Here is a 25,018-nt window from a genome sequence, read left to right on the forward strand (position 1 = left end):
GATTTTTTATGAAAAAAACAGTAAAACGTATGGCGGCTTTAGCAATGGCAGGACTTATGGCATTTTCTGCGGCAGGCTGCAGCAAATCCTCTAACAATTCTATTGAGGGGCAGAGAGTCAGATTTATAATAGGGGCGGGTTCCACCAGCGGGGATACTTACCTGGCGGCTAATGTGGCTGTAAATTATTTAAATAATAAATTAGATTTAAAAGGGAAAATTGATCCAATTGGACAGGCCAACGCTCTCCAGGAAATTACTACAGCTAAATTTAAAGATAATAATACTATGATGATTTTCCATGATAATACGTGGCTTAGCGTTGTACTGGGAGTTTACGGGGAGGAATATGCTCTTGAAAACATGATTGTAGGTCCAAGGATTGCGGAAAGTAAAGGTTCCTGCTTTGTGGTCAGCAAAAAAGCGCCGTATTCAACATTGACAGAGCTGGCTGACTGGATGGCAGAAAATCCTAATGAAATTGTAAAGGTGGCCTGCGAGTCAGGCGGAAGCTCTCACTTAGCATTTATCGGGGTATATCATTGGCTGAAGGAGGAATTTGGAGAAGATGTGGCAGGCCGCCTAAAGGTATTTGTGGCCGGCTCTACAGAAACAAAGTATCAGGCCCTGTGGGACGGAAACTGCCAAATGATTTTCGTGGACCTTTCTACAGCAGAACAGTATACGAAGGAGGAGGTAGAGGACCAGATTGCTGTAAAGGTGGCAGGCCTTCTGACCGGAGAAAGAATAGAGGGAAAGGATTACCCTACCTTTGCAGAGCAGGGGATAAAAATGGGAGATGAGCCGTTTGATTTTACAAAAGAATACAGTATTTTTTTCACAAAAGACACACCGGAGGAAATCATAAATCAAGTAAGTCAAGCAATGGAAGAAATAGGGAAAGATGAAAATTACATAAAAGAATTAAGGGATCAAGGCTATGAGGTAAATGTTATTTCAGCAGAGGAAAATAAAGCTCACATGTACGAAAAACGAGAAGTGTTTAAAGAGGTATTAAAGGACGCCCCGTCCTTGGACACATTAACAGCACAGTAAATAATTTTGAATTAGGAGAGCAGGTATGGATTTGTATTACAATCAGGTAAAGGCAAAGCTGAAAAGAAAAGAACAGGTGTCGGCGGCATGGCTGCACATGGCCAGCAATGTGTCCGCAGAAATTATGGCTAACGCAGGATTTGACGCGGTAGTAATTGATGTGGAGCATTCGCCGGTAGATTATCAGACAATATTGTCTATGTGTCAGGCAGTAAAGGGGACGGGAACAGTTCCGTTTGCCAGGGCGCCGTGGAATGATTTAATTGCTCTAAAGCGGATCAGCGACTGCGGCGTTATGGGAATTTCTGTGCCTTATGTAAATACAAGGAAGGAAGCAGAGGAGGCGGTGGCCAGATGCAAATATCCGGTGCAGGGGGTAAGAGGAATTGCAGGAAGCCCGAGAGCGGCAGGATACGGCATGAATCTGGGACAGTACTTAAACAGGGCCAATGAGGAAAATCTGGTGATGATAGCTATTGAAACTGTGGAGGGAATTAAAAATCTGCCTGAAATTATGAAGGTGGAGGGCCTGGACGGAATATTTATCGGTCCTATGGATTTATCGGCCTCTATGGGTATGACAGGCCAGATAGGAAGTCCTGAGGTACAGGCTAAAATAAAGGAAATTGAGGATATTGTAATTCCTTCCGAAAAATTTTTGGCAACAGTGGCAAATGATGCCCAGCAGGCGAAAACCTTATATGATAAGGGATATAATATGCTGGTAATGATGTCGGACGCCATAGACCTAGCCAAGGCCGCCCAAAGAACAGTAAATGCATTTAAGGAATATATAAACGCAAAAATGAATTAAAGGGGAGATTACCTATGGGAGAGAGAAGGAAATATGTGAAAATAAATAGCATAGATAATGTGGTCATTGCAGTAGATGACATCCCCAAAGGAACAGAAATTATGCCTGGATTAATTACAGCAGACAACATTCCCCAGGCCCATAAGATAGCCTTGCAGGACATTCCAAAAGGCGGAAAGGTGGTCCGTTATGGAGTTACTTTAGGCTATGCTGTCAATCCTATTAAAAAAGGAGGCTGGATTAATGAATTTATGCTGAAGCTTCCTGTGTCTCCCAGCCTGGATCAAATGGAATTCGGAACAAATCTGGAAACGCAGCTGCCAAAGGCGCCTGCAAAAACTTTTTGGGGCTACAAAAATCCCAAAGGGGGATTTGCCGGCACCAGAAACATTCTGGGAATCAGCACTACAGTTCAATGTGTAACAGGAGTTTTAAATGTGGCTGTAGAAAAAATTAAGAAAGAAATTCTGCCTAAATATCCTTATGTAGACGACGTAGTGGCGATCAACCATGCTTATGGCTGCGGCGTGGCCATTAATGCTCCAGAAGCTAAGGTACCAGTACGAATCCTTAGAAACATGGCGTGGCATCCTAATTTTGGAGGAGAACTGATGGTAGTAGCCTTAGGCTGCGAGAAGCTGACAGTAGAAAAGCTTATAGATCAGGAATACATTACCCCGGAAAATGTAATTGTACTTCAGGAAATAAATGGATTTGAAAATATGGTTTCAGCAATTACAGAAATGGCTGAAAGAAAGCTGAAAAAATTAAATATGAGGAGAAGGGAGGAGCTGCCTTTATCTCAGCTGTTTGTAGGAATGCAGTGCGGAGGCAGCGACGCTTTTTCAGGGGTTTCAGCAAATCCGGCGGCAGGGTATGCGGCGGATTTGCTGGTGGAAGCAGGGGCTACAGTAATGTTTTCTGAGGTGACAGAGGTGAGAGACGGAGTTTATCTACTGGCGGCCAGATGCGCGGACAAGCAGGTGGGAAAACGGCTGGCAGAGGAAATGGGCTGGTATGACAATTATTTGGAAAAGGGAGAGGTAGACAGAAGCGCCAACCCGTCCCCGGGAAATAAAAAAGGAGGTCTGGCCAACATTGTGGAAAAGGCCATGGGCTCTATTGCCAAATCAGGAACCTCCCCTATTGTGGAAGTTTTGTCCCCGGGAGAAATGCCTGAAAAACATGGGCTGATTTATGGGGCAACACCTGCCAGCGATATTGTGTGCGGCCCTTGCCAGCTGGCCAGCGGCATTGGTCTCCAGGTATTTATGACAGGCAGAGGAACCCCTTACGGTCTGGCGGCGGCGCCTGTAATTAAAGTCTGCTCCAGAAATGAAATGCAGGAAAAATGGCCTGATTTAATTGATATTAACGCCGGACCCGCCGCCACAGGAGAAGCAGAAATTCAAGACATTGGTCTGGCTTTATTTCAGGAAATTATGGATGTGGCAAGCGGCAGAAAGAAAAGCCTGGCAGAACAACATAAAATTTACAACGATTTTTGTATCTTTAACCCTGCGCCTATTACATAATTAAACTTATGGCGTACTTCAGGCTGTTTATTAAAAGAGCCGGGATTTTCCAAAATAGCTCTTGAAAAATTCTTTATTTTATGATTTAACTATAATAAAAGATGTTCAATGAACTTTCATTGGGACATCTTTTATTTTGCCATTTGCAGAATAAAAGGCAGTGAAGTAAAAATAGTGAAACAAAGGAGAATGAAAAATGTTAGCAGTTTGTTTATTATTTGTAGGTATTGTTTTAATACAAAACGGCGTGTGCAGCCTGTCCGGGGTAGATAAAAAATCTGCAGCAGTAATGAATATTTTTACAGGAGGCTTGTCGTTATTTATTAACGGGGTAAATCTGGCGCAGGGAAATTATTATGCGGCAGGCACAGGGCTGCTGTTTGGTTTTACATATTTATTTGTAGCTGCAAATGGAATATTTAACTTAAATCCAGTTCCGTTTGCATGGTTTTCTATTTTCGTGGCAGTCAATGCAGTGATCTTCGGAACATTTGAAGGCTTTTTAGGAATACCGGAATGGGGCATACAGCCTGATATCCGCTGGGCAGGAATCTGGTACTTGTGGGCAATTTTGTGGGCAACTGCTTTTATAGAAGACATTTTGGGGAAAAAGCTGGGAAAAGCAGTGCCGGTTCTCCAGGTAGCAGAGGGAATCATTACCGCCTGGGTGCCTGGAGTATTAATGTTAGTAGGAAAATGGTAATAAAAAGAGGCCTTATATTGGGAAATGAAAGCTTTCCAAATATAGGATTTTATATTACCTGACTTTGGTATCAGAGATTAAAAAATAGTGCAAACTTTAAGGTTTAGAAGGACTGCTAGCGGCAGTCCTTCTGTGTTTGTTATTATAGTTTATAATTAAAAATGGTGTTTATTTGAGTTTCAGATAGAAAGTAATTCGTTAAAGGAAGATGAAATTTATCAGCTAGGTCATTTATAAAAGTACAATCCCTTGTGGTGTTTATATATTTATGTTCGCCTTTTGTTACCCTGAAATCTTTAATGAATCTAAATATATCTGAAGTTGAATATTTTTCATCCAGTATCTTAAATTGAAAAATCCTCTCTAAGAGAACTGTTAAATAGCAAATCAAAAAGTGGCCTTTAATCGTATTTTCTTTTTGAAGAAATACCGGCCGTGCATCCAGGTCTGATTTCATAATCTTAAAGGATTCTTCAATTCTCCACAGATTATGGTAAGTACAGTAAATATCCTGATCTGTCATCTGGGTTTCGGATGTGACCAGAAGATTGTATCCGGCAAGTTCGAGGTCCTTATCGATGGCAGCCTGATTAATCCTTGTTTTTGCTTTATTTCCTGTTTTATCTGTGAAATCCACATATTTTCCTGCTTCTCCAAAGTCATTCCTTTTGGCTTGTGACAGGGTAAGTGCTTTTGCTTTTTCTACAAGGCGGTTTATTTCATATCTTTTTTTTGCAGCAAGGGAAGGATTGTAGGTAACCAGGCGTTTCTCTGTAAGCATAATGGTCTGTTTTTTTCCGTTATACTCTATGGAATAAGGAAAAGTATCAATACAGCTTTTATAGCGGTATAAAAGTTTTCCGCTTTTATCTTTGACATCTTTGTAATCCTGTTCTAATAATACCCAGGTTTTTTCTGTCGAAGGCAAGGTTTTTACAGATTTTGAAAACAGATAACCATCTCCATTCTGTTTTGAAAACGCAATGTTTTGTGCACAATTAAGTCCTTTGTCTGCGACATGGATGGTTTTTCCCATGATATTGTTCCTATTTTTAAGTCCATCAATCACATCACGTAGAATGGGTTTTTCTGACTCATTTCCCGGATACATCTTCATACCGACCGGAATCTGGTTCCGATCCAAAAGGAGCCCAAGACCGATGATGGGTTCCTTTTTGTTTTCTTTGCTCGGTCCTTTTTTTCTGAAATCATCCTCCCTGTCTATTTCAAAATAGAAATTCGTACAATCAAAGTAAGAGTTTGAAGTATCCAGTCCATAAACAGCCGCAGTTTGTACAGTAAAGATCTCGATAAACTTTTCATAGTTTTCTCCCAAAAAGGCAAGACCATCAAGAAGCTGATCATAGGAATAATGCGACGAATGGTACAGATTGGGAAGCACATCGTGGAATGTCCTGTTTTTACTGCATGGGCATACACCTCTTGCGTAGACTAATGTAGAAATCAATTCATAAAGATCGAACTGAAAATCATATGTAAGATGAAAATAATTCACATACTTTTGGATTTTTAATTTCTCAAGGATTGCTTTCAGTGGAAAGTATCCAAGATAAAGAGTTGGAGAAATGTCAGAAATTTTGCGGACACCTTCTTCTTTTCGTTGCTGGTTTAAGAGAGCTACTTCTTGTTGGTAAAAAGAGATTGGATCTTCCATGCCGTTCTTTTTCAGTGTTTCTACAGAGCCAAGGGATTTGTAGCATTTGTGAGCTGCCCCCTTTTTTTCCTGATTATAAAAACTGTCATAAATCGCAAGATAAGTTCTGCCTTTTAAAGTTGTCTTTTTTAAAAAATATGCCATAGAATCCCTCCTCAAAAAGATAGCACCACTAACACTATTAGTATATCGCAAAAAAAGAATTTTGAAAAGTTTTTTTGCAATAAAAAAAGCCTTATTTAAAGGCATTTGTGAGGCTTCAGAGCAGAAAATACTCCTAAAGATTTCTAGTGCTAACTTCTAAAGACGGGTATATTGGGAAATGAAAGCTTTCCAAATATAGGATTTTATATTATAATGAAAAATAGTAAAATGCAAAGCGCGAAACTATTTGCTGCCCAAAGTTCGCCATAGCGAAGTTTGGGGTTCCCGTCCGTTTTTATGGAACGAGGAACCAGTGAAGTAAAAAATAGTAATGCCCGTGAAGGACCGGGCAAACTATTTTTCATGTATCGCACGTAAGTGCCTAAAACACAGGCACTAAGTGCTCATAACAATAAAAAATAGTTGAGCGTTGCGGATAATGTAATTTGCCCTCAAATTACATTGAAAGGTTTAATGAGAAACTAATTTTCAAAAGAAAACAGGAGAAAGCGCCATGAAACAAGATATGATTGTAATTCTGGACTTGGGAAGTACAGAAAATACGGTGATTGCCCGTGAAATTCGTGATATGGGAGTTTACAGTGAAATTCATCCCCATGATATTACAGTAGACCAGCTGAACAGTTTGGAAAACGTAAAGGGAATTATTTTAAACGGCGGGGAAAACAGAATAGTGGACGGAGCAGCAGTTGATATTGATCCGGCTATTTATCAGTGCGGATATCCTATAATGGCCATAGATCATCCAAGTGCTCAGTGCAGTCAAATACTGGATAAGCTGCCGGGGGCAGAAGTATTAAAAGAATTTGTATTCGGCCAGTGCAAGGCAGAGCCCAACTGGAATATGAAAAATTTTATTGAAGATCAGGTGGAGCTTATTAAACGCCAGGTAGGAGACAGAAAAGTACTGTTAGCATTGTCTGGCGGAGTAGATTCTTCTGTGGTAGCGGCCCTGCTGTTAAAAGCAATCGGAAATCAGTTAGTGTGCGTTCACGTAAACCACGGTTTAATGAGAAAAAATGAGTCAGAAAGCGTTGTAGAAGTTTTCCAGAATCAGCTTCACGCTAACTTAATTTATGTAGATGCAGTAGAGCGTTTCCTGGGCAAGCTGGAAAATGTAGCTGATCCAGAAGAAAAGAGAAAGATTATTGGCGGTGAGTTTATCCGTGTCTTTGAGGAGGAGGCCAGAAAGTTAGACGGCATTGACTTCTTAGGCCAGGGCACCATTTACCCTGATATTATTGAAAGCGGAACAAAAACAGCGAAAATGGTAAAATCCCACCACAATGTAGGCGGATTGCCTGAAGATTTACAATTTGAGCTGGTAGAGCCGTTAAAGCAGCTGTTTAAAGACGAAGTGCGGGCCTGCGGCGTAGAGCTGGGACTGCCTCACAATATGGTTTACCGTCAGCCTTTCCCAGGTCCAGGACTTGGAGTGCGCTGCCTGGGCGCTATTACAAGAGACCGTTTGGAGGCTGTAAGAGAATCTGACGCAATTCTCAGAGAAGAATTCGCCAAAGCCGGACTTGACAAAAAGGTATGGCAGTATTTCACTGTAGTGCCGGATTTCAAATCTGTAGGCGTGAAAAATAACGCCAGATGTTTTGAATATATGGTTATCATCCGCGCAGTGAACACAATTGACGCTATGTGCGCAACAATCGAGAGAGTGGACTGGGATGTTCTGCAGACTGTAACAGACAGAATACTGAAGGAAGTAGAAAACGTTAACAGAGTGTGTTACGATATGTCGCCAAAGCCGCCTGCAACGATTGAGTTTGAATAGTAAACAGGGAGCCGGGAAGCCGCTTAAACAGCGGACTTCCCGGCTCTTAGTGTGTGGTGTGATACCTTTTTGATACCTATATAGAGAATTGTATTATTTTGCTATAACATAAAAGAGAGCCACAGAGTGACTCTCTCAGTGCAGTCCGAAAACATACACCTTTTCCAATGTCTATATTATACACGATAGCCTTGAAATATGCAACTAAAATTAGAATATTTTCAGTAATCTAGATACGGTAGGGAAAAATGCAAAGAAAATACAGGAATATATAGCAAATCAGTTACAAGAAGATTTGGAATATGATCAGATGACACTGAAAGAGTATATTGACCCGTTTACGGGTGAGCCAGTAAAAGCAAACAAATAAAATAAGCCCTTTAGGGCTTAGTAGGTAAATGATGTTGCGCTTGGCGAACCTATTTCGGTGAGTCTTTAGACTCCAGTGCCGGTAACAGACCCTTATAGGGTCAAAGCAAGCCACCGGCTTAGCCGATGGTCTTGACTATTGTGAAAGTCCGGCGGAGCAGCTGTGAATCAGCCGTGAATTTTATGTAAAAATATTGTTAAAAAATGCACATAAAAATGAAGGAAAAGTAAGAGTATAACTAAGAGATTCTAATTTAAACAGAGGTAAAAAAAATATATGTTATCATTATTTCCTATTCAGGTCAATAAATTCAAGAAAAATAGGAATATTAATCGTAATAGGTAACTTTTTAAATAAAAATGATGGACTGAGGAAATTGTGCAATGCATTTGATATCGTTAAAATTAAGACGAACTTGAGGATAAGACAAAAAAGAAAAGGAGAGACGACATGTTGGAAACAAAGGTTGAACAACAGGGAATCACCGACGACTATTTGAAAAAGATGGATGCCTATTGGCGTGCAGTGAATTATCTGGGCGCAGCACAGCTGTATCTTTTAGATAATCCACTTCTCCGTGAGCCTTTAACAATGGATCACGTAAAGAAAAAAATTGTAGGCCATTGGGGTACTGTTCCAGGACAGAACTTTATTTATGTACATTTAAACAGAGTTATTAAGAAATATGATCAGGATATGATCCTGATTTCCGGTCCAGGCCACGGCGGAAACTTTTTTGTTGCCAATACATATTTAGAGGGAACATACAGCGAAGTATATCCAAATATTGGAGAAGATATGGAAGGCTTGAAGAAGCTGTGCAAGCAGTTCTCATTCCCAGGAGGCATTTCCAGCCACGTAGCGCCTGAAACTCCAGGCTCTATTAACGAGGGAGGCGAGCTGGGATATTCTATGGCCCATGCATTTGGAGCTGTATTTGACAACCCGGATTTAGTTGCAGCCTGCGTAGTAGGAGACGGAGAGGCCGAGACAGGACCTTTAGCAACCTCCTGGCAGTGCAATAAGTTCCTGAATCCGGAAAATGACGGCGCTGTGCTTCCTATTCTTCATTTAAATGGCTATAAAATCAGCAACCCTACAATTTTAGCCCGTATTTCCCATGAGGAGCTGGAGCATTTCTTTGACGGCTGCGGCTGGAAGCCATATTTTGTAGAAGGCAGCGAGCCTATGGATATGCACAGAAAAATGGCGGAAGCATTAGATCAGGCAATGGATGAAATTAAGGCCATTCAGAAAAATGCACGGGAAAACCATGACACAACAAGACCTAAGTGGCCTATGATTGTGCTGCGCACTCCAAAGGGCTGGACAGGACCAAAGGTAGTGGACGGAAATCAGATTGAAGATTCCTTCCGTGCTCATCAGGTGCCGATTACAATGGAAAAACCAGAGCATCTGGAGCTTTTAAAGAACTGGCTTATGAGCTACCGCCCAGAGGAATTGTTTGATGAAAACGGCAAATTAATTCCTGAGCTGAAAGAGTTAGCTCCAAAGGGCGACAGAAGAATCGGTTCTAATCCTCACGCCAACGGCGGAAAGATTTTAAGAGATCTGCGCCTGCCAGATTTTAAGGATTATGCAGTAGACGTACCTGCTCCGGGAGCTGTAGAAGCACAGGATATGATCGAACTGGGCGGCTTTGTACGCGACATTTTCAAAATGAATGAGGAGGCTAAAAACTTCCGTATTTTTGGACCTGACGAGACTATGTCCAACCGTCTTGGAAAGGTATTTGAAGTAACAAACCGTGACTGGAATAATGAAACCTTTGACACTGACGAATTTTTAGCTTCTGACGGACGTGTTATGGATTCTATGCTCAGCGAGCATATGTGCGAGGGATGGCTGGAAGGATATCTGCTTACAGGACGCCACGGCTTCTTTGCCAGCTATGAAGCATTTATCAGAGTAGTAGACTCTATGTGCGCTCAGCACGCAAAATGGCTGAAGGTTTGCAATCAGCTTCCATGGAGACAGTCTATTGCCTCCCTGAACCTGATTCTGTCCTCCAATGTTTGGCAGCAGGATCACAACGGATTTACTCATCAGGACCCAGGCTTCTTAGACCATATTGCCAACAAAAAGGCAGACGTAGTACGCCTCTATCTGCCGCCAGACAGCAACTGCCTTCTGTCAGTATTTGACCACTGTATCAGAAGCAGAGATTATGTTAACGTAATTATTTCCTCCAAACATCCAAGACAGCAGTGGCTGACCATGGAGCAGGCTGTAAAGCACTGTACTCAGGGAATTGGTATCTGGGAGTGGGCAAGCAACGACCAGGGCGGAGAGCCGGACGTAGTTATGGCCTGCTGCGGCGATACACCTACCTTAGAGACCTTAGCTGCAGTAACAATTCTCAGAGAAGCTATGCCTGAATTAAAGATCAGAGTTGTAAACGTAGTGGATCTGATGAAGCTGGAGCCTCAGTCAAAGCATCCTCACGGTTTAAGCGATGTAGAGTACGACGCTTTATTTACAAAAGATAAACCAATTATTTTTGCTTTCCACGGCTATCACACATTAATCCATGAGCTGACATACCGCCGCGCAAACAGAAATATTCACGTTTACGGCTACAAAGAAGAGGGAACCATTACAACTCCATTTGATATGAGAGTTCAGAACGAAATTGACCGTTTCCATCTGGTAAAGAATGTAATCCGCTTCCTTCCTCAGCTGGGCAATAAAGGCTCCTATCTGGTGCAGAAAATGAACGATAAACTGGTTGAGCACAAACAGTATATCCACGAATATGGCATTGATCTCCCAGAGATCCGCGACTGGCAGTGGAAAACGCCAGAAGAGAAATAAACAGGCGCTAAATGCTCATAACAATAGAAAAAACAGAGAGTTTATCACTTTCAAAGTGACAGGCTCTCTGTTTTTTATCTGAACGGCTTACAGCCCGGCCAGCTCCTCAGTTTTGTAGACGTAATACCCTTCATAATAATAACTGTGGTCAATGCCCTTCATATAAATTTCCCGGTCATAAATATTATGGGTCAGAGCATTTTTAAGAAGAAATTTGATTTCAATATCCTTAACTGGACTGCGCTCCATAGCAAGTAAATAATCCTCTTTATCAACCTTGCTCCAATCCACTACATAGCCAATCTCTTTCTTTAAAATTAAATCAAGCCATATCCTTGTGCTTCTTCCATTGCCTTCTCTAAATGGATGGGCGACATTCATTTCTACATATTTTTCAACGATTTCATCAAAAGTTGATTGAGGCATTTTATCGATGCTGTGTAAAGCCGCTTCCAGATACATAAGTGGGGCAAATCTGAAATTTCCTTTTGAAATATTGACCTTGCGAAGTTCACCGGCAGAATCATAAATTTCATCAAAAAGATATTTATGAATCATGGCCAGGCTTTTATATGTTCCAGGTTCCAGTTTCTCTAAAAATCCAGTTTCAAACATTGCAATGGCTTTTTGCTTACTGATTTTTTCCTCTGCTCTCGCCAATTCTGTTGAATCTGTTATACCTAATTTATTTTCAAGCATATCCTTACCTCATATTCCATACAATCTGCCTTTTATTATAACTTCATTTTAATAAGTATACCACATGATCAGTAATTCTAATGCATTTTACAACAGCCTTTTCCGGAATTTTGCCGGCGTTGTTTGGTGGCGCTCTGAAAATATTTTATAAAAATATCCTTTATTGTGGTAGCCTACTGCCTCTGTAATCTGATCTATAGTTAAATCTGTGTTTTTCAGCAGAAATTCAGCCTTTTCCAGCCTCATATTTTGAAGGTATTCTGTATATGTCATGCCTGTTTTAGCTTTTAACAGGCGGTTAAAATAATCGTCCTGGAAGTGGAAATGACGGACCATTTTCTGAATGGAAATATTATTTAAATGTCCCTCCATATAGCTGGTTATTTCTTCAAAAAGAGGCCAGTCCTTTTCCCGGCGCACCTCTCTGGAAAGCAAAAAATCGTATTCAGAGCTTAGGAGTGAGAATACCCGAAGAAGCAGGCCAAAACAAATATAAAAGGAACCCTGGTCATATTGGGCCAGTTCCTGCAGCAGAGTGGAAATCACAGCGTCCATTTTTTCATCTCCATTTTGCCTGGGAGTGAAATGGAGATATTGCTGCAGGCCATTGTGCTTTAAAAGAGAGGAGCGGAGGAAGGATACGATGCGCTCAGTGGCGGCGTGACATCCCATAATATCGTTAATAGCGGCGTTGGAAATTCCAAAAAATAAAATAGTAGAGGGGGTGTCGCTGAAATAATCCTGGTGAAGGCAGTTTTTATCAATCAGGCACAGATCCCCTTTGTGAAAGATTACGTCTCTGCCGGAAATTTTCTGGCGGAAGCTGCCGTGGACCACATAAGCCAGCTCTAAATATTCGTGGGTGTGCAGCTGTGTTCTGGCGCCGGGCTTTAAGGTGCAGGAGCAGGAAAAAGGCTGTTTCCAGGGCAGCATAGTAGCCTGAAACCTGCCTTTGGGAAGAAAGATCCAGCACAAGGCAAAAATCCGTTCATTGCCCTCCATAGGATAGGACTTTACATCCTCCAGAAGGGGCGAATATTCCTGGCACATAATGCGGGAAGCCACAGGGTCTGTTTCATCTATTATATTAGATTTAATACAACAAAGCTGATGGCATAAAAGTTTTAAGTTCATATAGGGTTATTCTCCTGAGATTCATATTTTCTGCTGTCAAAGTAAGGAAACCTGTTAATGGCATCTAAAATGTCCTTAAAATCTTCTCTGGGAGCCGCCTGAATATAAGCCTTTAATAATTCCTGTTCTTTGTCCTTAAATGGTCCGTAAAAAATATCATATAAGTTGTGGCCTCTCATATAAATCCGTATTTCCTCCATGTGATCTTTCATATCCTCAGGGGAGGAAAAATCTCTGCCCAGAATCTGAATTAAATGCTGCCCGCTGCGAAGGCGGTGAAGGTATTCCTTCCATTTTTCATATAAAGTATTGTAAAAAGATGCCTCGCTTTCCACGATTCCCAGAGAAGCCATAACCTTAGGGTTTAAAAAATAGTTTTCAAAAGAATAGTATTTTAAAATCAGCACGTTCTGCCTGGTAACTCTGGGCAGCCGGTCAATATCCTCCAGACTGCGCTCATCATAATATCTGCACAGCTGGGAGGCCAATTCCTCCGGATTCTTGCCGTCCCCGTCGCGTATCATAAGAAATTGATCTCTGATATAAACCTGGTTCATATATTTTAAGTTGGCGTATGTTTTAATATTTGTGCAGCTGTTAGTAGTAATAATGGAAATTCGTGAAAGGCTGCCGCGGCTGTCGTACAGCTCAGAGTAATACTGCTCTAAAAGTAAAGGCAGGCGGCACTTGTCCTGTTTTCCCTCTACAATAAAAACAAAGCTGACATTTAAAAGATCATTGGCCCCATAACCTAAATCATCTAAAATCCGCCCCATATCTGTTTTAGGAGGAACTACAGAATAACGCTCTTCGTCTAAAACTACCTGTTTAATCTGACGGACTGTAAAATTAAATAAAAGATCAGGAGAATGGGTTTTAAAAATCACCTGATTTTTCTTGGAAAGGCGGTATAAAAGCTCGCTGCAGGATTTTTGAAGCTGTGGGTGAAGATAGATTTCAGGGTCCTCCACCACAATGATGCTGGGGATTCTCCCCTGGTCGCTAATATATGTTTCCAAAAGAGAAAGCATATAAATACTTCTCATGCCTTTTCCCATAAGCTCCACCGGCTTTACGCTGCCTCTCTGCGTATTATAGGCGCCAGCCTCCACAGAAAACATCTGGTCAGTGTCGCAGCGCAGGGTGTAAAGAATTTTTTCGTAGCCGCCGTTTTTGAAAAAGTTTTCATTTACTTTTCTGGAAAAATCATTTAAATTCAGCTGGTAAATTTTATATTCTAAAAGGCGGGCAGTTTCAACAGCTGTTAAATCCTCAGGCTGCTTTTGATTAATCAGGCCAATACACTGGAAACAGTGGTTGCAGGCCTTAGACTGCTGAAAAACACAGGCGCTGGAGCGGAGAAGCCTAAGCTGCTTATCCTCCTGAAACATTAAAAGATCGTTTTGCAGCTGATTTAACTCCCTTTCCGCGTTAATCCTGTAAATACGGGGAAGAACGGCAGGTATGTAGGGATTGTTCTTTTTATATGTATCCTCATAGCGCACAGCTCCGTTTTTATTTACATGTAAGGTAAAGGAAAGAAGGCCCCGGGAAAAAGAAGGCAGGCGCTGAAGAAAGGTTTTCAGCCACACCTCATATCGTTTATATTGGCTGACCATGCCCATGGAAAAAAACAGCTGCAAATCTTCTTCTGCAATGGAAAAGGCAGCCTCAATACGGATGGCCTGCTGTTTTTCATTAAAATCAGACTCCTGAAACTGATAACAGCCGCACAAAGCGCAGACTGCGTCTAACACTGAGGTCTTTCCAGTATTATTTTTTCCTATTAATATGAGGGCCTTGTCAATATCAGTAATCTCCATGTCCCTGATAGATTTAAAATTATGTATGCGAAGATAAGTAAGCTGCATATTGCTTCCTCCAAACTTTCTAAATCCCCTGGTTTGTTTTATTCATTCTAAAGTACAGTTTACAAGGGACTACACAGAGTAGGTATCTGACGGGAGGGGTTCCACCCGTCAGATTTTCCATGTGATATTCAAGCTGTCGCTTGTGGCGGCTATGGTGGTAATCATCAAATCCATCACCCGCCGCTTGTCGTCAAAGGATACATTCTCCCAAGTGTCGAGGTAGCCGGAAATCTGGCTGACCTGTTCCGGGCTAATGGCTTCCACCGTCAGTTCCGCTATCCTCGCCAGAAGTTCCTGCTTGCGCCCGTCCAGTTCTGCTATCTTCACATTCACATAGGAGAGCAGGACATTGTTTGCACCCGTCAGACTGTCCGCCAGCTTTTCAATCTCGCTGTCCACATGGGCAAGCTCCACTTGCAGTGCTGCAATTTTCGGGTTTGCCTTTGCCGCTTTCTTTCTGCCTGTCAGCGTCTTGTAGCTTGCCAGTTTCTTTACCATCTGCTGATAAACAACCGCTTCCAGTTCCGAAGTAATGATTTTCCCGCACCCGGCACAGCTTTTATTGTCCAGCCGTTTTGTGCAGCGGAGATATTGCTTTCCCACAGGATTGTTAATGCTCATAAGCGCATACCCGCAATTCCCGCATTTGATTTTTCCCGCGAGCCATGTATGGGTAGCTTTTCGGGCAGACTGGATTTTCATGTTGTTCATCAGCTTCTTACGGCAGGTCAGCCAGATGTCGGAGGGAACAATGCCCTCATGGGGAGCCAGTACCAGCATTTGGTCTTTCAAGTCGTTCTTTTTGCTGGGCTTCACATCCCGCCCTTGATACAGATAGCAGCCGTTCATGCCTGTAAAATCGGCAGCGTCATTGATGAAGTGACCCCCAAAAGTTGCACAAGAGTTATGCGGCAAAGCCGTTTTGAATTCTGTATTGGACAGGACTTAATCCATTCAATTTTTCTTTGATTCGGTTGTAGTTATAGTATTCAAGATAAGCGACCAGTTCCTGGCAGAACTCGTCTAATGATTGGAACGTCCGCAGGTATAGCAATTCCGATTTTAACAGTCCGAAAAAGTTTTCCATAACCGCATTGTCCAGACAGTTTCCCTTTCTGGACATACTTTGCCGAATGCCTTTTTCTAACAGTCTTTTTTGATACCTAACGTTCTGATATTGCCAGCCCTGATCCGAATGAAGGATCAGCCCGCTGCTGTCCGGGAGCCGGGAGAACGCTTTATCCAGCATCTCATCCACCTGGCGGTAATTAGCCCGTTCACTGATGGCATAGCTGATGATCTCACCATTATACAGGTCAAGCACAGGAGAGAGATAAAGTTTGCTTCCAAACAGGGAAAACTCAGTCACATCAGTTACCCATTTCTGATTCGGCCTTTCCGCATGGAAATCTCTAGCCAGTAGATTTGGTGCAATCTTGCCGACTTCTCCACGGTAAGAACGATACTTTTTCATTCGTACCATATATTTCAGGCCTGATTCCTTCATCAGCTTTTGTACCGTCTTGTGGTTCAGACAAAAGCCCCTGTTGCGTAATTCCATACCAATCCGCCGATACCCGTACCGGCCTTGATTCTCCTGATAAATTGCTATGATTTCCGCCCTTTCTTTTGCGTATTTATCCACAGCATTGGCTTTCCGGGAATAGTAGTAGTATGTACTTCGGGGAATGCCGGCCAGTTTAAGTAATGCTGCCAGAGGATAATCACGCCTTAATTCTGTAACAGCAGCCACAACATCGCTTATTCGGGTTTTTCCCGCTTCTGAATTAAGGCGTTTAATTTTTTTAGGTAATCATTCTCCATTCTTAACCGGTAATTTTCTTCTGACAGCCGCTTGTTTTCCTGTTGCAGCTCCGACTGTTCCTGCTTCTTTTGTCGCTTTTCGCTGCCTTTTGTCGCCTGCTTTTTCATAAGTCCCTGTGCACCTTCCTTTTGGAATTTCTTCTCCCACCGGCACACTGTTACAACATCAAGGAAAAAGTGCATAGCTGTCTGTGTACAGGATAAGTGATGTTCCTGCTTGTATTGTAACACTTTTAGGCGAAACTCGCCATCAAAGCCTTTTTGTCGGCCAACCAGATTTCTGCTTAGAAGTCCTTTTGTACCATGCAGCTTATACAAGTTTACCCATTTTTCAATTGGCGTACAGGATACGCAAAATTTCTCGGATGCCTCTTTGCGTGTATGCCCTTCCAGTACATACTGAACAACCGCTAATTTTAATTCCTCACTGAACAATTCTTTTCCCATAGATTTCTGCATCCCTTTCGTTGACTTTCTTGTCCAACTTTTGGGGTGCAGTTCATCATTGACAATGACTGTCCCTTGACTTTTGAAAAATTCGTACACATCAAGGTCTGCCTGCACATAGACGGGATTGCGTAACATCTGCGCCAGCGTGGGGCGTATCAGTTCTTTACCGTTGAATAAAATCCCCTGTTCGGCAAAGTACCGGGTAATGTCCCCGTAGGAGGTTGTGGGCTGGGCGTACATCTCAAACATGAGCCGGATATTTGCCGCTTCGTCCGGGTTTACCACCAGCTTCTTTGTGTTGATGCCGTCCATTTTGATAGGTTCGGTGTGGAAGCCGTAGGGAGCCTTGCCGCCCATTTTGAAGCCCCGCTGACTGCGGGAATAGTAAGCGTCCGTCACCCGCTTCTGTATCGTTTCCNCTACCAGCTTCTTTGTGTTGATGCCGTCCATTTTGATAGGTTCGGTGTGGAAGCCGTAGGGAGCCTTGCCGCCCATTTTGAAGCCCCGCTGACTGCGGGAATAGTAAGCGTCCGTCACCCGCTTCTGTATCGTTTCCCGTTCAAGCTGGGCGAACACGATACAGATATTCAGCATCGCCCGCCCCATTGGTGTAGAGGTGTCAAACTTCTCCGTAGAGGACACAAACTCCACATTGTACTGCTGGAACAGTTCCATCATATTAGCGAAATCCAGAATGGAACGGCTGATCCGGTCAAGCTTGTAAACCACGACCTTTGCAATCAAGCCCCGCTTGATGTCCCGCACCAGTTCTTGAAACTTCGGACGGTCTGTGTTCTTGCCGCTGTACCCTTTGTTTGTGTATTCCTTGCAGTTACCGCCTTTCAACTCGTATTTGCAAAATTCAATCTGGCTTTCAATGGAAATGCTGTCCTTTTTGTCTACCGATTGTCTTGCATAGATTGCGTCTATTAGATTGTTCATATTGTCGCTCCTTTTCTTAAAAGAGAAACGGAGCTGCTGACACCTTTATTATACCGTCAGCAGCCCCGCAAATCAACGATGGCTTCGGAAAACCTTATGCCCCGGCTTCCTCACTCTGCCGTTTGTCGGCATACTTGCGGAACACCTCATAAAGCTGCTGTTCCAGCTCCCGGCGTTTTGCCGCTTCCTGCTCCGGCGTGAACACCGGGGAGAGATTTTCCAGCGTGATTTCCTTTCCCTGAAAAGTCACGACTTCGGTTTCTTTCTTGTATCTGATATGCTCCATAGTACCTCCGTATTTAATTTTCAAAGTGCAGTGCCGCCATGCTGCGGCGTGAAATGTTTTCTGTCATCAATCACCGTTCCCTTGTGTGCCGCTGTTGCCGTTTCAGCTCTGCCAGCACTTCCGGCGGGATACGGTCTACCAGCCGCTGAATGTCTTTCAGCTCGCTTTCCAGCTTTGCCCGTTCCATCGTATCTTTCATCTTGCCTTTTTCACTGGCTTTGGCTCTGGCTTCCAACTGTTCATTTTCTGCCAAAAGGTCGTTGATCGTGACCTTATATTTTTTGAGCTGACCGGAGAAGTTCTCCATCTGCGGAAACCACTTTTTCAGCAGGGAGAGGGCTTCCTCTTTCTTCTTTCCGGCATTGAACGGGGTAATACCGTCCAGTGTGGCTTCAATGGCTCTTGCCTGTTTGGAGAGATTGACCGCCTGCTTGAACAGACGGGTAGGGATATGCTTCCTGCCTGTCTTGCTGGCACTTTCCCCACGCTCCAAGTCGGGATATTTCTCCACCATATAAGCGTGAAAATCGTCCTGCCATTTTGTGAGGCTGGCTCTGTTCCCGATAATCTCCTTTGCACACAGGCGGTTGTCCTCTGTCAGAGGGACAAAGACCAAATGCAGGTGGGGCGTTTTCTCGTCCATGTGTACCACCGCCGACACGATATTTTCTTTCCCTACCCGTCCGATTAAGAAATCAGCCGCCCTCTGGAAAAATTCCTGTATCTCCTTTGGGGACTTCTTCTTAAAAAATTCCGGGCTGGCGGTAATCAGCGTATCCACAAACCGGGTGCTGTCCCTGCGGGTGCGGCAGCCAGCTTGTTCAATGCGGCTTTTAATGAAGTGGTAGTACCTGCCCTCTGGCTTAACGATATGGAAGTTGTACTTGCTCCGGCTGGTGTCAATGTCGGGATTGCTGGCGTACTGTTCCTTTTTCCGTTCGTGATGGGCTTCCAGCGGTCTTGCCGGATTGCCCTTGTGTTTTTCAAATCGCAAAATTGCGTGTTGTGCCATGAAACTCCTTTCCCCATTCCATTCCTTTCCGGGACTTTTCCACAGGAAAATCCCGCAGAAAATATCTCAGATCGGATAGGAATGGATAAGATATAAATAAAATCGTTTTAATCTCTGTATTTCTATATACCGTCCGATTTTCGTACTTCAAGAGGATTGATTATCGTACTTGTGGAGTGCGGTTTTCAGTCCTCCGGCGTTCCATAACCGTATTTCTTGAAGTCGGTGTTTGGAACCGCTTCGTAGGATTTTGGGTAAATGCGATTGGGTTTTCCACAGCCCTGCTTCTGGATTTCCACCAGTCCGGCGTATTGCAGTTCCCGCAGGGTGTTGACCGCTTTCTGCCGCCCGCAGTGGAGCAGCTCCACTACCTCGTTGATGGGATAGTAGAGGTAAATCCGCCCGTATTCGTCCACCCACCCGTTTTTTCGGGACAGGTCTGTCCGGCGCAGGATAAAGGCATACAGTACCTTTGCTTCGTTGGACAGGGGCATGAATGTGGGGGCTTCAAAAAGGAAATTGGGAAGCCGGGTAAAGCTGACCGCTTTTTCCGGCTGATGGATATAAATGGTGTTTGTCATATTGTGTTTTGTGGACGGTTAGAAGTCCGTTTTCGGAGGCAGACGGTAGTTTCTATTGCCTGCCCCTGTTCTGTGCTTGCAAAGCCTTGAAAATCAAGGGCTTTTCAGCCCCTAACTGTCCACAGTAGACCTCCTTTTCCGTTCACTTTCTGTTTTCTGTCGCCTGTGAACTCTGGCGGCACAGCCGGGACAGTATTTCGCTCGGTTGGACTTTGGGACGAACACTCTGCCGCAGACCGCACAGCGTTTTAGCTCCTTATCCCGGAAAATCTCCGCTTCCAGCGTTCCGACTTGCGGCAAAACCGACCAGCGGAACCACTTACAGCAGACCGAGAAAGAAACCGTCTGCGGACAGGTGCAGGTGTCCCCATCGTCAAGGAACATACAGTTCCCGTCCTCATAACAGCAGCACTCCCGGCGGATCAGGGCGTTTGCCTGTTTCCGCTGCGCTGGGGTCATGCGGTAAAGGGAACCGTCTTGCTTGCGCTCTATGGGCGGCAGTCGTTTATATGGGTTCTCTCTCATGTGTTTCCTCCATTTTGCTTTCCGTTGCCGCTCTCTCCGAAAAGGCTTCCTGCCCCATTTCTGCGGCGTGTTCCGGCGTTGGCACGCTCCCCACAGCTTCGGGACAAGTTGTCCCGAAGTGACCTCTGGACAAAGTGTCCAGAAGTTGGCTCCTTGCGGTGCTTCCCCTGCCGGGGTATTCCCTTTCGGACGGTCATTCGTTTTTCAAGGTGCAGCTCATCGATGAACTACCCTAAGTCTACACCTAAAAGACAGCCCGTCCCGTATATCCGAAAGGTAGGAAATCCGCCAAAAAAACTGCCTATTTCCACGCTCTCGGAATTGTGGTAGAATGATAAGTGGAAAGTGATAAATCGGGATTTTGGAGGAGGAACTAAATATGTTTGATAACTTTGATTTTACAAACTTTTGGAAGGACAGTGCGTATGCCTTGAAAGAATATGTCAGTGAATCGCCTTCTGATGAACTGATTGCCAGTGTTGAGCAGGAATTAGGCTATAAGTTACCAGCTTCTTATATTTGGTTGATGAAACAACATAACGGAGGCATTCCTTTCAATACTTGTTTCCCTACGGATAAACCTACCAGTTGGGCAGATGACCATGTAGCTATTACAGGAATTTTTGGTATCGGGAGAGAGAAACCCAACTCTTTGTGTGGAGAGTTGGGAAGCCAATTTATGATTGATGAATGGGAGTACCCTGCTATTGGGGTAGCTATTTGTGACTGTCCCAGTGCTGGACATGATATGATTTTTTTAGATTACCGGGAGTGTGGCCCACACGGGGAGCCTAAAGTAGTGCATATTGACCAAGAAGGAAATTACGAAATCACTCCTTTAGCAGATAGTTTTGAGGATTTTATTCGTGGTCTTGTAAACGAAGATGATTTTGAGTTAGAAGATTAACAACTTCCAATTTATCGAGCAGACAAGGAGGGAGAGCATGGAACTATCCATACAAGAACGATTGAAAGACCTGCGTGTGGAGCGTGGGCTGACGCTGGAACAGCTTGCGGAGCAGACGCACCTCTCCAAGTCTGCGTTGGGCAGTTATGAGGGGGATAATTTCAAGGACATCAGCCATTATGCCCTTATTGAGTTGGCAAAGTTTTATGAAGTGACTGTTGATTATCTGCTGGGGCGTTCTCAAACAAAAAATCACCCAAACGCCGATCTTGCAGACCTGCGTTTGAGTGATGATATGATTGAACTCTTGAAAAGCGGGTTGGTGGATAATTCCCTCTTGTGTGAACTGGCGGTACACCCGGATTTCCCCCGGCTGATGGCTGACCTCGAAATCTATGTAAACGGTATCGCTGGCAAACAGGTGCAGAGTGCAAATGCCATTATAGACGCTGTGAGCGCAACCATTATGAAGCAGCACAATCCCAGCTTGTCCGACCCGCAGTTAAGACAGCTTATCGCCGCCCATATTGATGATGACAGCTTTTGCTGCTATGTGATACAGCAGGACATAAACAAGATAGCTCTTGACCTACGGGAAGCACATAAGGACGATTTTTTCAGCGTCCCGGAGGATAACCCATTGGAAGATTTCTTGCAGACCGTTGACGAAGCTGCCAGCCCAGACAGCGACCCGGAGCAAGCGGCTTTGGCGTTTATCTGTAAGCGGCTCAAACTGAATTACAAGAAGTTGTCCGAGGAAGAAAAGAAGTGGCTGAAAAAGATTGCACAGAAGTCGGACTTGCTGAAAAATCCAAAGCCACAGCGAGGAAAAAAGTAAAAGAACGACAAAATTGAGAGTTTGTCATGGGGGATGTTTGAACTGCTATTAGGGTTTATTGCATTGCTAAGAAAAGCATGACTGTTACCACTCATTTTGGGAAAGTGAGGACACTATGAACTGGATAGGAATTATAAGTCTTGGATTTTTCCTGTTGCTTCTTGCTGCGTTGTTCTGCGGTTTTTTAACGACAGTTCTCATTGGACTGTCGATTCTGAAAAATGGAAGCATTGTCTTTGGTCGGACTTTTATCGTTGCAGGAATCTTGCTGATGGCGATTGTTTCTTATATTGCCCTTGCGAAATATTCAAAAGGTGCCTACTCAGTTCTGGGCTATTTTGAAAGTTATTTTTACACCGGAGTCACTTACGAGCCAGCACTGGAAATACGGCAAAACAAAGATGGTCTCTATTTGGCTTATGACAAGGATGGGAACCTTTACACTGGCTTCAGAAAATCGTTCTATGATAAGCTCCGGTTATAGTTATATATATAACAAATATGTGTCACTAAGTTGTCACTTTAATTTGCTCTTACTTTTAGTATAATGAGAAAATAGCAGACATGAGTAAGTGATTAAAGATTTTGACATTTTCTTTTTAGAAAGGGGAGGGAATTCGTTGGATAAAAAGTTAGTTTTATATGCCGTTCTATCTGCGATGTTAATTTCGGGTTGCTATCAGGCTGGGGATCGTTTAACTGGTGAGGAAACAGGAGGAGATCCTATACCAAAAGAGACCAGTATAAGTGGGCCGGAGGAAGAAATAACCATAGGTGAATCTGAAAATATTTCTGAAGCAGATCAGATGGAAGAAGAAAGCCTTACAGACCAGGCCATTTTAAACAATACACATAATATTTATCGCGGTTATATTGGAGATACAGAAATCAGGATGAAAATCAGCCGTCAGGATGACCTTCTGACAGCCGCCTTTATTACCAGGGCGGATGAGGAATGGGATTTTGAAGGGGAGATAGTAAATGACGCGGAGTTTGAGCTGAGAAATGCAAACGGGGACTTTATGGATGGGGCTGTCAAAGAGCAGGATGGGTTCATTGTATTAAGCGGAAATGGGGCTATCTCCGGGCGGGAGACAGTGTTTTCTATGACAGAAGAAACTTATATGCCGATAGGAGAAGATTTCGATAATTATTACAGTGGGGGAATAGGGGGATGCCCGGAAGAAATAGAGGCGTTTGCCAGAAAGATAAAGGGCTCTGTAAATAACAAGGAGAAGTTTATAAAATTATTTGAATATCCTATCACAATTTATATAAACGGAGAACCAATCCCAATACAGGGAGAAGAAGAAATGGGGATTCAATATGACTGGCTGATTACAGAAGATACTTTCTGCGAGTCCATTGAAAATATGTTCACAAAGTATTTGTTTAAAAATTATTTGGGCGTATGCGTGGAATATGGGATTATTTGGTTCAACGACAATAGGATTACCGCATTAAATTTTCATAGTTATTAGTTTAAATCCGTTCAAAGCAAAAGCAAATGGATTTGAATATTATTTTGAGGGTCAGTTGATCGGGCACACACAGGCGCCTGACGAGCCGCTGGCGGTAACCTATTCCAGCCCCTCATCGCTGCTTGGAGCAGACGACATCCAAAACGCCGGCATCGCCATCCCAATTCATCAGAATTATGAAAAAGTTTTGAGGGAAGAAACACAGACCTGGGGAGATTATGTAGTATTGGATACCCTTTATACAGCGTTCAATCAAAACTATAAAATCCAATATGCAGTTTGTGTTTGCGATGGCGAGATCATCAAAAGAGAAATTTCCTTTCACAAGAACGGAATCATCGCCTCCATAACGCCCTATTATCCAGACCAGTTCGACCAGTGGAATACCGGAAAGGGAAATTATCTTACCTTTGACAGTTTAGGCTATCTGATCAAAAGGGAGCCTTGGAACGCAGATGGAACTGTTGACGATCAAAGTAGGCAGAGTGAAGATTGGTCGCCGGAAAATTTTGTTTTTACAGATTCGTATAGGGATGTATTATTTGAAAATGAATGTCGGGACATGGATTTAAGAAAAAAACTCCTGTCCCCTGACAGACCTGATTTTTTGGAACATTCAGACAGGTGGCAGGAAGAGAATAGAAATTTTGATAATTTCTATCTCCTGTTCGGCGGAACGCCGGATTATAAAACACCTGTTGGCATAATGCTTTATTATGATGGGGACTTTTATCCGCTCAGCAAAGAACAGGGGGAGATTTTTGCTTCGGCTCTTGCTGCGGGCAAGCTCATTTCAACAGCCAATGAAGCCGTGATTGATTATCGTGAGGAAAAAATTAAGTTCGTACTTCTTTTGGATGGACAGGAAGTGTGCAGTTTTCTCTTGAAAAACGATAAGTTCTATATGGATAATGGACTTTATGCTGTTTCCCTGATTCCTAAAGATGGGGAAAATGAGGAACAGCAATTCTATATGGGGCAGGAGAGGAAAAAAATCCATCGTATGCTGGAGGAAATCACAGGTGAATCCAGCGAAACATATTACATCGAAGGCTGCGATCCGGCAGAATGAATGTAAAAGCCACATTTTCATATACGCCCTGTCTGCTGACGAAACCAGCCCTGCTTTCCTGCTGCTTCAAATACCCTTGCCCTCCCGGTTGGCAACCTCATTTTCGCAGCAACGCCGACAGAGCGTATAACACACTACACTTTGCAAGCAAAGTCGTGTGCCAAGGGGCAAGCCCCTTTGGAAACCCCAAACAACAAAACAGGCTGAATATCTCGCACTTTCCCGGTGCCTGATACTCAGCCTTTATTTGTTGTCAGCAGCCCCTGTTTCGTGGTCTGCGTGTAGTTCCTTGTAAACTGACCTAAATAAAAGTATAAAACACACCGACACAGGCAACAAGAAGATTTTTATAAAATTTTTATAACAAGTCATCAGCAGGGCCGTTGCTTAATAAAGGTCCAAATGGTAAAATCAACAAAAGACAGGGAAGGAAAAAGGCTTAACAATAGGAGGAAAAC

General features: G+C 43.3%; 19 protein-coding genes and 4 pseudogenes. 12 read left to right on the plus strand and 11 right to left on the minus strand.

Features of this window, described 5'->3' with window-relative positions:
• Nucleotides 1-8 precede the first annotated feature (8 nt).
• From C1A07_RS13205 to C1A07_RS13220, 4 genes are all read left to right on the plus strand, one after another.
• Nucleotides 9-1,055: a type 2 periplasmic-binding domain-containing protein gene (locus C1A07_RS13205; protein ID WP_101877511.1), complete on the plus strand. Its 1,047-nt coding sequence runs from the start codon at nucleotides 9-11 to the stop codon at nucleotides 1,053-1,055.
• Between the two features lie 25 nt (nucleotides 1,056-1,080).
• The gene (locus tag C1A07_RS13210) at nucleotides 1,081-1,869 is read left to right on the plus strand and encodes an HpcH/HpaI aldolase family protein (RefSeq protein WP_101877512.1); all 789 of its coding nucleotides are present in this window, start codon (nucleotides 1,081-1,083) and stop codon (nucleotides 1,867-1,869) included.
• A gap of 14 nt (nucleotides 1,870-1,883) precedes the next feature.
• On the plus strand, nucleotides 1,884-3,404 hold the full coding sequence (gene garD, locus C1A07_RS13215; RefSeq protein ID WP_101877513.1) for a galactarate dehydratase: 1,521 nt from the start codon (nucleotides 1,884-1,886) through the stop codon (nucleotides 3,402-3,404).
• A 196-nt stretch (nucleotides 3,405-3,600) separates the two neighbouring features.
• A complete protein-coding gene (locus C1A07_RS13220) occupies nucleotides 3,601-4,107 on the plus strand; it encodes an AmiS/UreI family transporter (RefSeq protein WP_101877514.1) in 507 nt (168 codons plus the stop codon).
• 142 nt (nucleotides 4,108-4,249) lie between these two features.
• Here C1A07_RS13220 and C1A07_RS13225 read toward each other — a convergent pair whose 3' ends face one another.
• Entirely contained in the window at nucleotides 4,250-5,926 is a 1,677-nt protein-coding gene (locus tag C1A07_RS13225) for an IS1634 family transposase (RefSeq protein ID WP_101875548.1), read from the minus strand.
• Nucleotides 5,927-6,440: 514 nt separating this feature from the next.
• Here C1A07_RS13225 and guaA point away from each other — a divergent pair.
• From guaA to C1A07_RS13240, 3 genes and pseudogenes are all read left to right on the plus strand, one after another.
• Nucleotides 6,441-7,733: a glutamine-hydrolyzing GMP synthase gene (gene guaA, locus C1A07_RS13230; protein WP_101877515.1), complete on the plus strand. Its 1,293-nt coding sequence runs from the start codon at nucleotides 6,441-6,443 to the stop codon at nucleotides 7,731-7,733.
• Nucleotides 7,734-7,962: 229 nt separating this feature from the next.
• Nucleotides 7,963-8,103, plus strand: a pseudogene (locus C1A07_RS13235) (IS200/IS605 family transposase); the annotation flags it as partial.
• 450 nt (nucleotides 8,104-8,553) lie between these two features.
• Nucleotides 8,554-10,938 (plus strand): phosphoketolase family protein, encoded by a 2,385-nt coding sequence (locus tag C1A07_RS13240; RefSeq protein ID WP_101877516.1) that lies wholly within the window; start codon nucleotides 8,554-8,556, stop codon nucleotides 10,936-10,938.
• 87 nt (nucleotides 10,939-11,025) lie between these two features.
• On the opposite strand, the gene fic is transcribed toward C1A07_RS13240, so the two are convergent.
• The 10 genes and pseudogenes from fic to C1A07_RS13300 all read right to left on the minus strand — a co-directional run bounded on the left by fic (nucleotide 11,026) and on the right by C1A07_RS13300 (nucleotide 20,262).
• On the minus strand, nucleotides 11,026-11,637 hold the full coding sequence (gene fic, locus C1A07_RS13245; RefSeq protein ID WP_101877517.1) for a protein adenylyltransferase Fic: 612 nt from the start codon (nucleotides 11,635-11,637) through the stop codon (nucleotides 11,026-11,028).
• An 87-nt stretch (nucleotides 11,638-11,724) separates the two neighbouring features.
• Entirely contained in the window at nucleotides 11,725-12,771 is a 1,047-nt protein-coding gene (locus tag C1A07_RS13250; RefSeq protein ID WP_101877518.1) for an AraC family transcriptional regulator, read from the minus strand.
• The gene (locus C1A07_RS13255) at nucleotides 12,768-14,642 is read right to left on the minus strand and encodes an ATP-dependent nuclease (protein WP_101877519.1); all 1,875 of its coding nucleotides are present in this window, start codon (nucleotides 14,640-14,642) and stop codon (nucleotides 12,768-12,770) included. The genes C1A07_RS13250 and C1A07_RS13255 overlap by 4 nt, the downstream gene beginning before the upstream one ends.
• Before the next feature lie 108 nt (nucleotides 14,643-14,750).
• A pseudogene (locus C1A07_RS13265) lies at nucleotides 14,751-15,515 on the minus strand (recombinase zinc beta ribbon domain-containing protein); the annotation flags it as partial.
• A gap of 31 nt (nucleotides 15,516-15,546) precedes the next feature.
• A protein-coding gene (locus C1A07_RS13270; protein WP_101878149.1) for an IS3 family transposase occupies nucleotides 15,547-16,913 on the minus strand; the annotation gives its coding sequence in 2 pieces (ribosomal slippage) (nucleotides 15,547-16,412 and nucleotides 16,412-16,913; 1,368 coding nt in all).
• 27 nt (nucleotides 16,914-16,940) lie between these two features.
• Nucleotides 16,941-17,858, minus strand: a pseudogene (locus C1A07_RS16865) (recombinase family protein); the annotation flags it as partial.
• Nucleotides 17,859-17,952: 94 nt separating this feature from the next.
• Complete coding sequence (locus C1A07_RS13280) at nucleotides 17,953-18,144, minus strand: hypothetical protein (RefSeq protein ID WP_002566025.1); 192 nt, start codon at nucleotides 18,142-18,144, stop codon at nucleotides 17,953-17,955.
• Between the two features lie 70 nt (nucleotides 18,145-18,214).
• Complete coding sequence (gene mobV / locus C1A07_RS13285; protein ID WP_101877520.1) at nucleotides 18,215-19,156, minus strand: MobV family relaxase; 942 nt, start codon at nucleotides 19,154-19,156, stop codon at nucleotides 18,215-18,217.
• Nucleotides 19,157-19,341: 185 nt separating this feature from the next.
• Nucleotides 19,342-19,737 (minus strand): replication initiator protein A, encoded by a 396-nt coding sequence (locus C1A07_RS13295; RefSeq protein ID WP_002566027.1) that lies wholly within the window; start codon nucleotides 19,735-19,737, stop codon nucleotides 19,342-19,344.
• A 111-nt stretch (nucleotides 19,738-19,848) separates the two neighbouring features.
• Nucleotides 19,849-20,262: a cysteine-rich VLP domain-containing protein gene (locus C1A07_RS13300; protein WP_101876473.1), complete on the minus strand. Its 414-nt coding sequence runs from the start codon at nucleotides 20,260-20,262 to the stop codon at nucleotides 19,849-19,851.
• Nucleotides 20,263-20,644: 382 nt separating this feature from the next.
• Here C1A07_RS13300 and C1A07_RS13305 point away from each other — a divergent pair.
• The 5 genes and pseudogenes from C1A07_RS13305 to C1A07_RS13325 all read left to right on the plus strand — a co-directional run.
• Nucleotides 20,645-21,166 (plus strand): annotated as a pseudogene (locus C1A07_RS13305) (SMI1/KNR4 family protein); the annotation flags it as partial.
• A gap of 40 nt (nucleotides 21,167-21,206) precedes the next feature.
• A complete protein-coding gene (locus C1A07_RS13310; RefSeq protein WP_101877522.1) occupies nucleotides 21,207-22,007 on the plus strand; it encodes a helix-turn-helix domain-containing protein in 801 nt (266 codons plus the stop codon).
• A gap of 115 nt (nucleotides 22,008-22,122) precedes the next feature.
• Nucleotides 22,123-22,491 (plus strand): hypothetical protein, encoded by a 369-nt coding sequence (locus tag C1A07_RS13315; protein WP_101877523.1) that lies wholly within the window; start codon nucleotides 22,123-22,125, stop codon nucleotides 22,489-22,491.
• Between the two features lie 136 nt (nucleotides 22,492-22,627).
• On the plus strand, nucleotides 22,628-23,488 hold the full coding sequence (locus C1A07_RS13320; RefSeq protein ID WP_145996058.1) for a hypothetical protein: 861 nt from the start codon (nucleotides 22,628-22,630) through the stop codon (nucleotides 23,486-23,488).
• A gap of 55 nt (nucleotides 23,489-23,543) precedes the next feature.
• Nucleotides 23,544-24,560 (plus strand): hypothetical protein, encoded by a 1,017-nt coding sequence (locus tag C1A07_RS13325; RefSeq protein WP_101877525.1) that lies wholly within the window; start codon nucleotides 23,544-23,546, stop codon nucleotides 24,558-24,560.
• Nucleotides 24,561-25,018: the final 458 nt, after the last annotated feature.

The organism is Lachnoclostridium edouardi (genome assembly GCF_900240245.1).
Lineage (GTDB): Bacteria > Bacillota > Clostridia > Lachnospirales > Lachnospiraceae > Lachnoclostridium_A > Lachnoclostridium_A edouardi.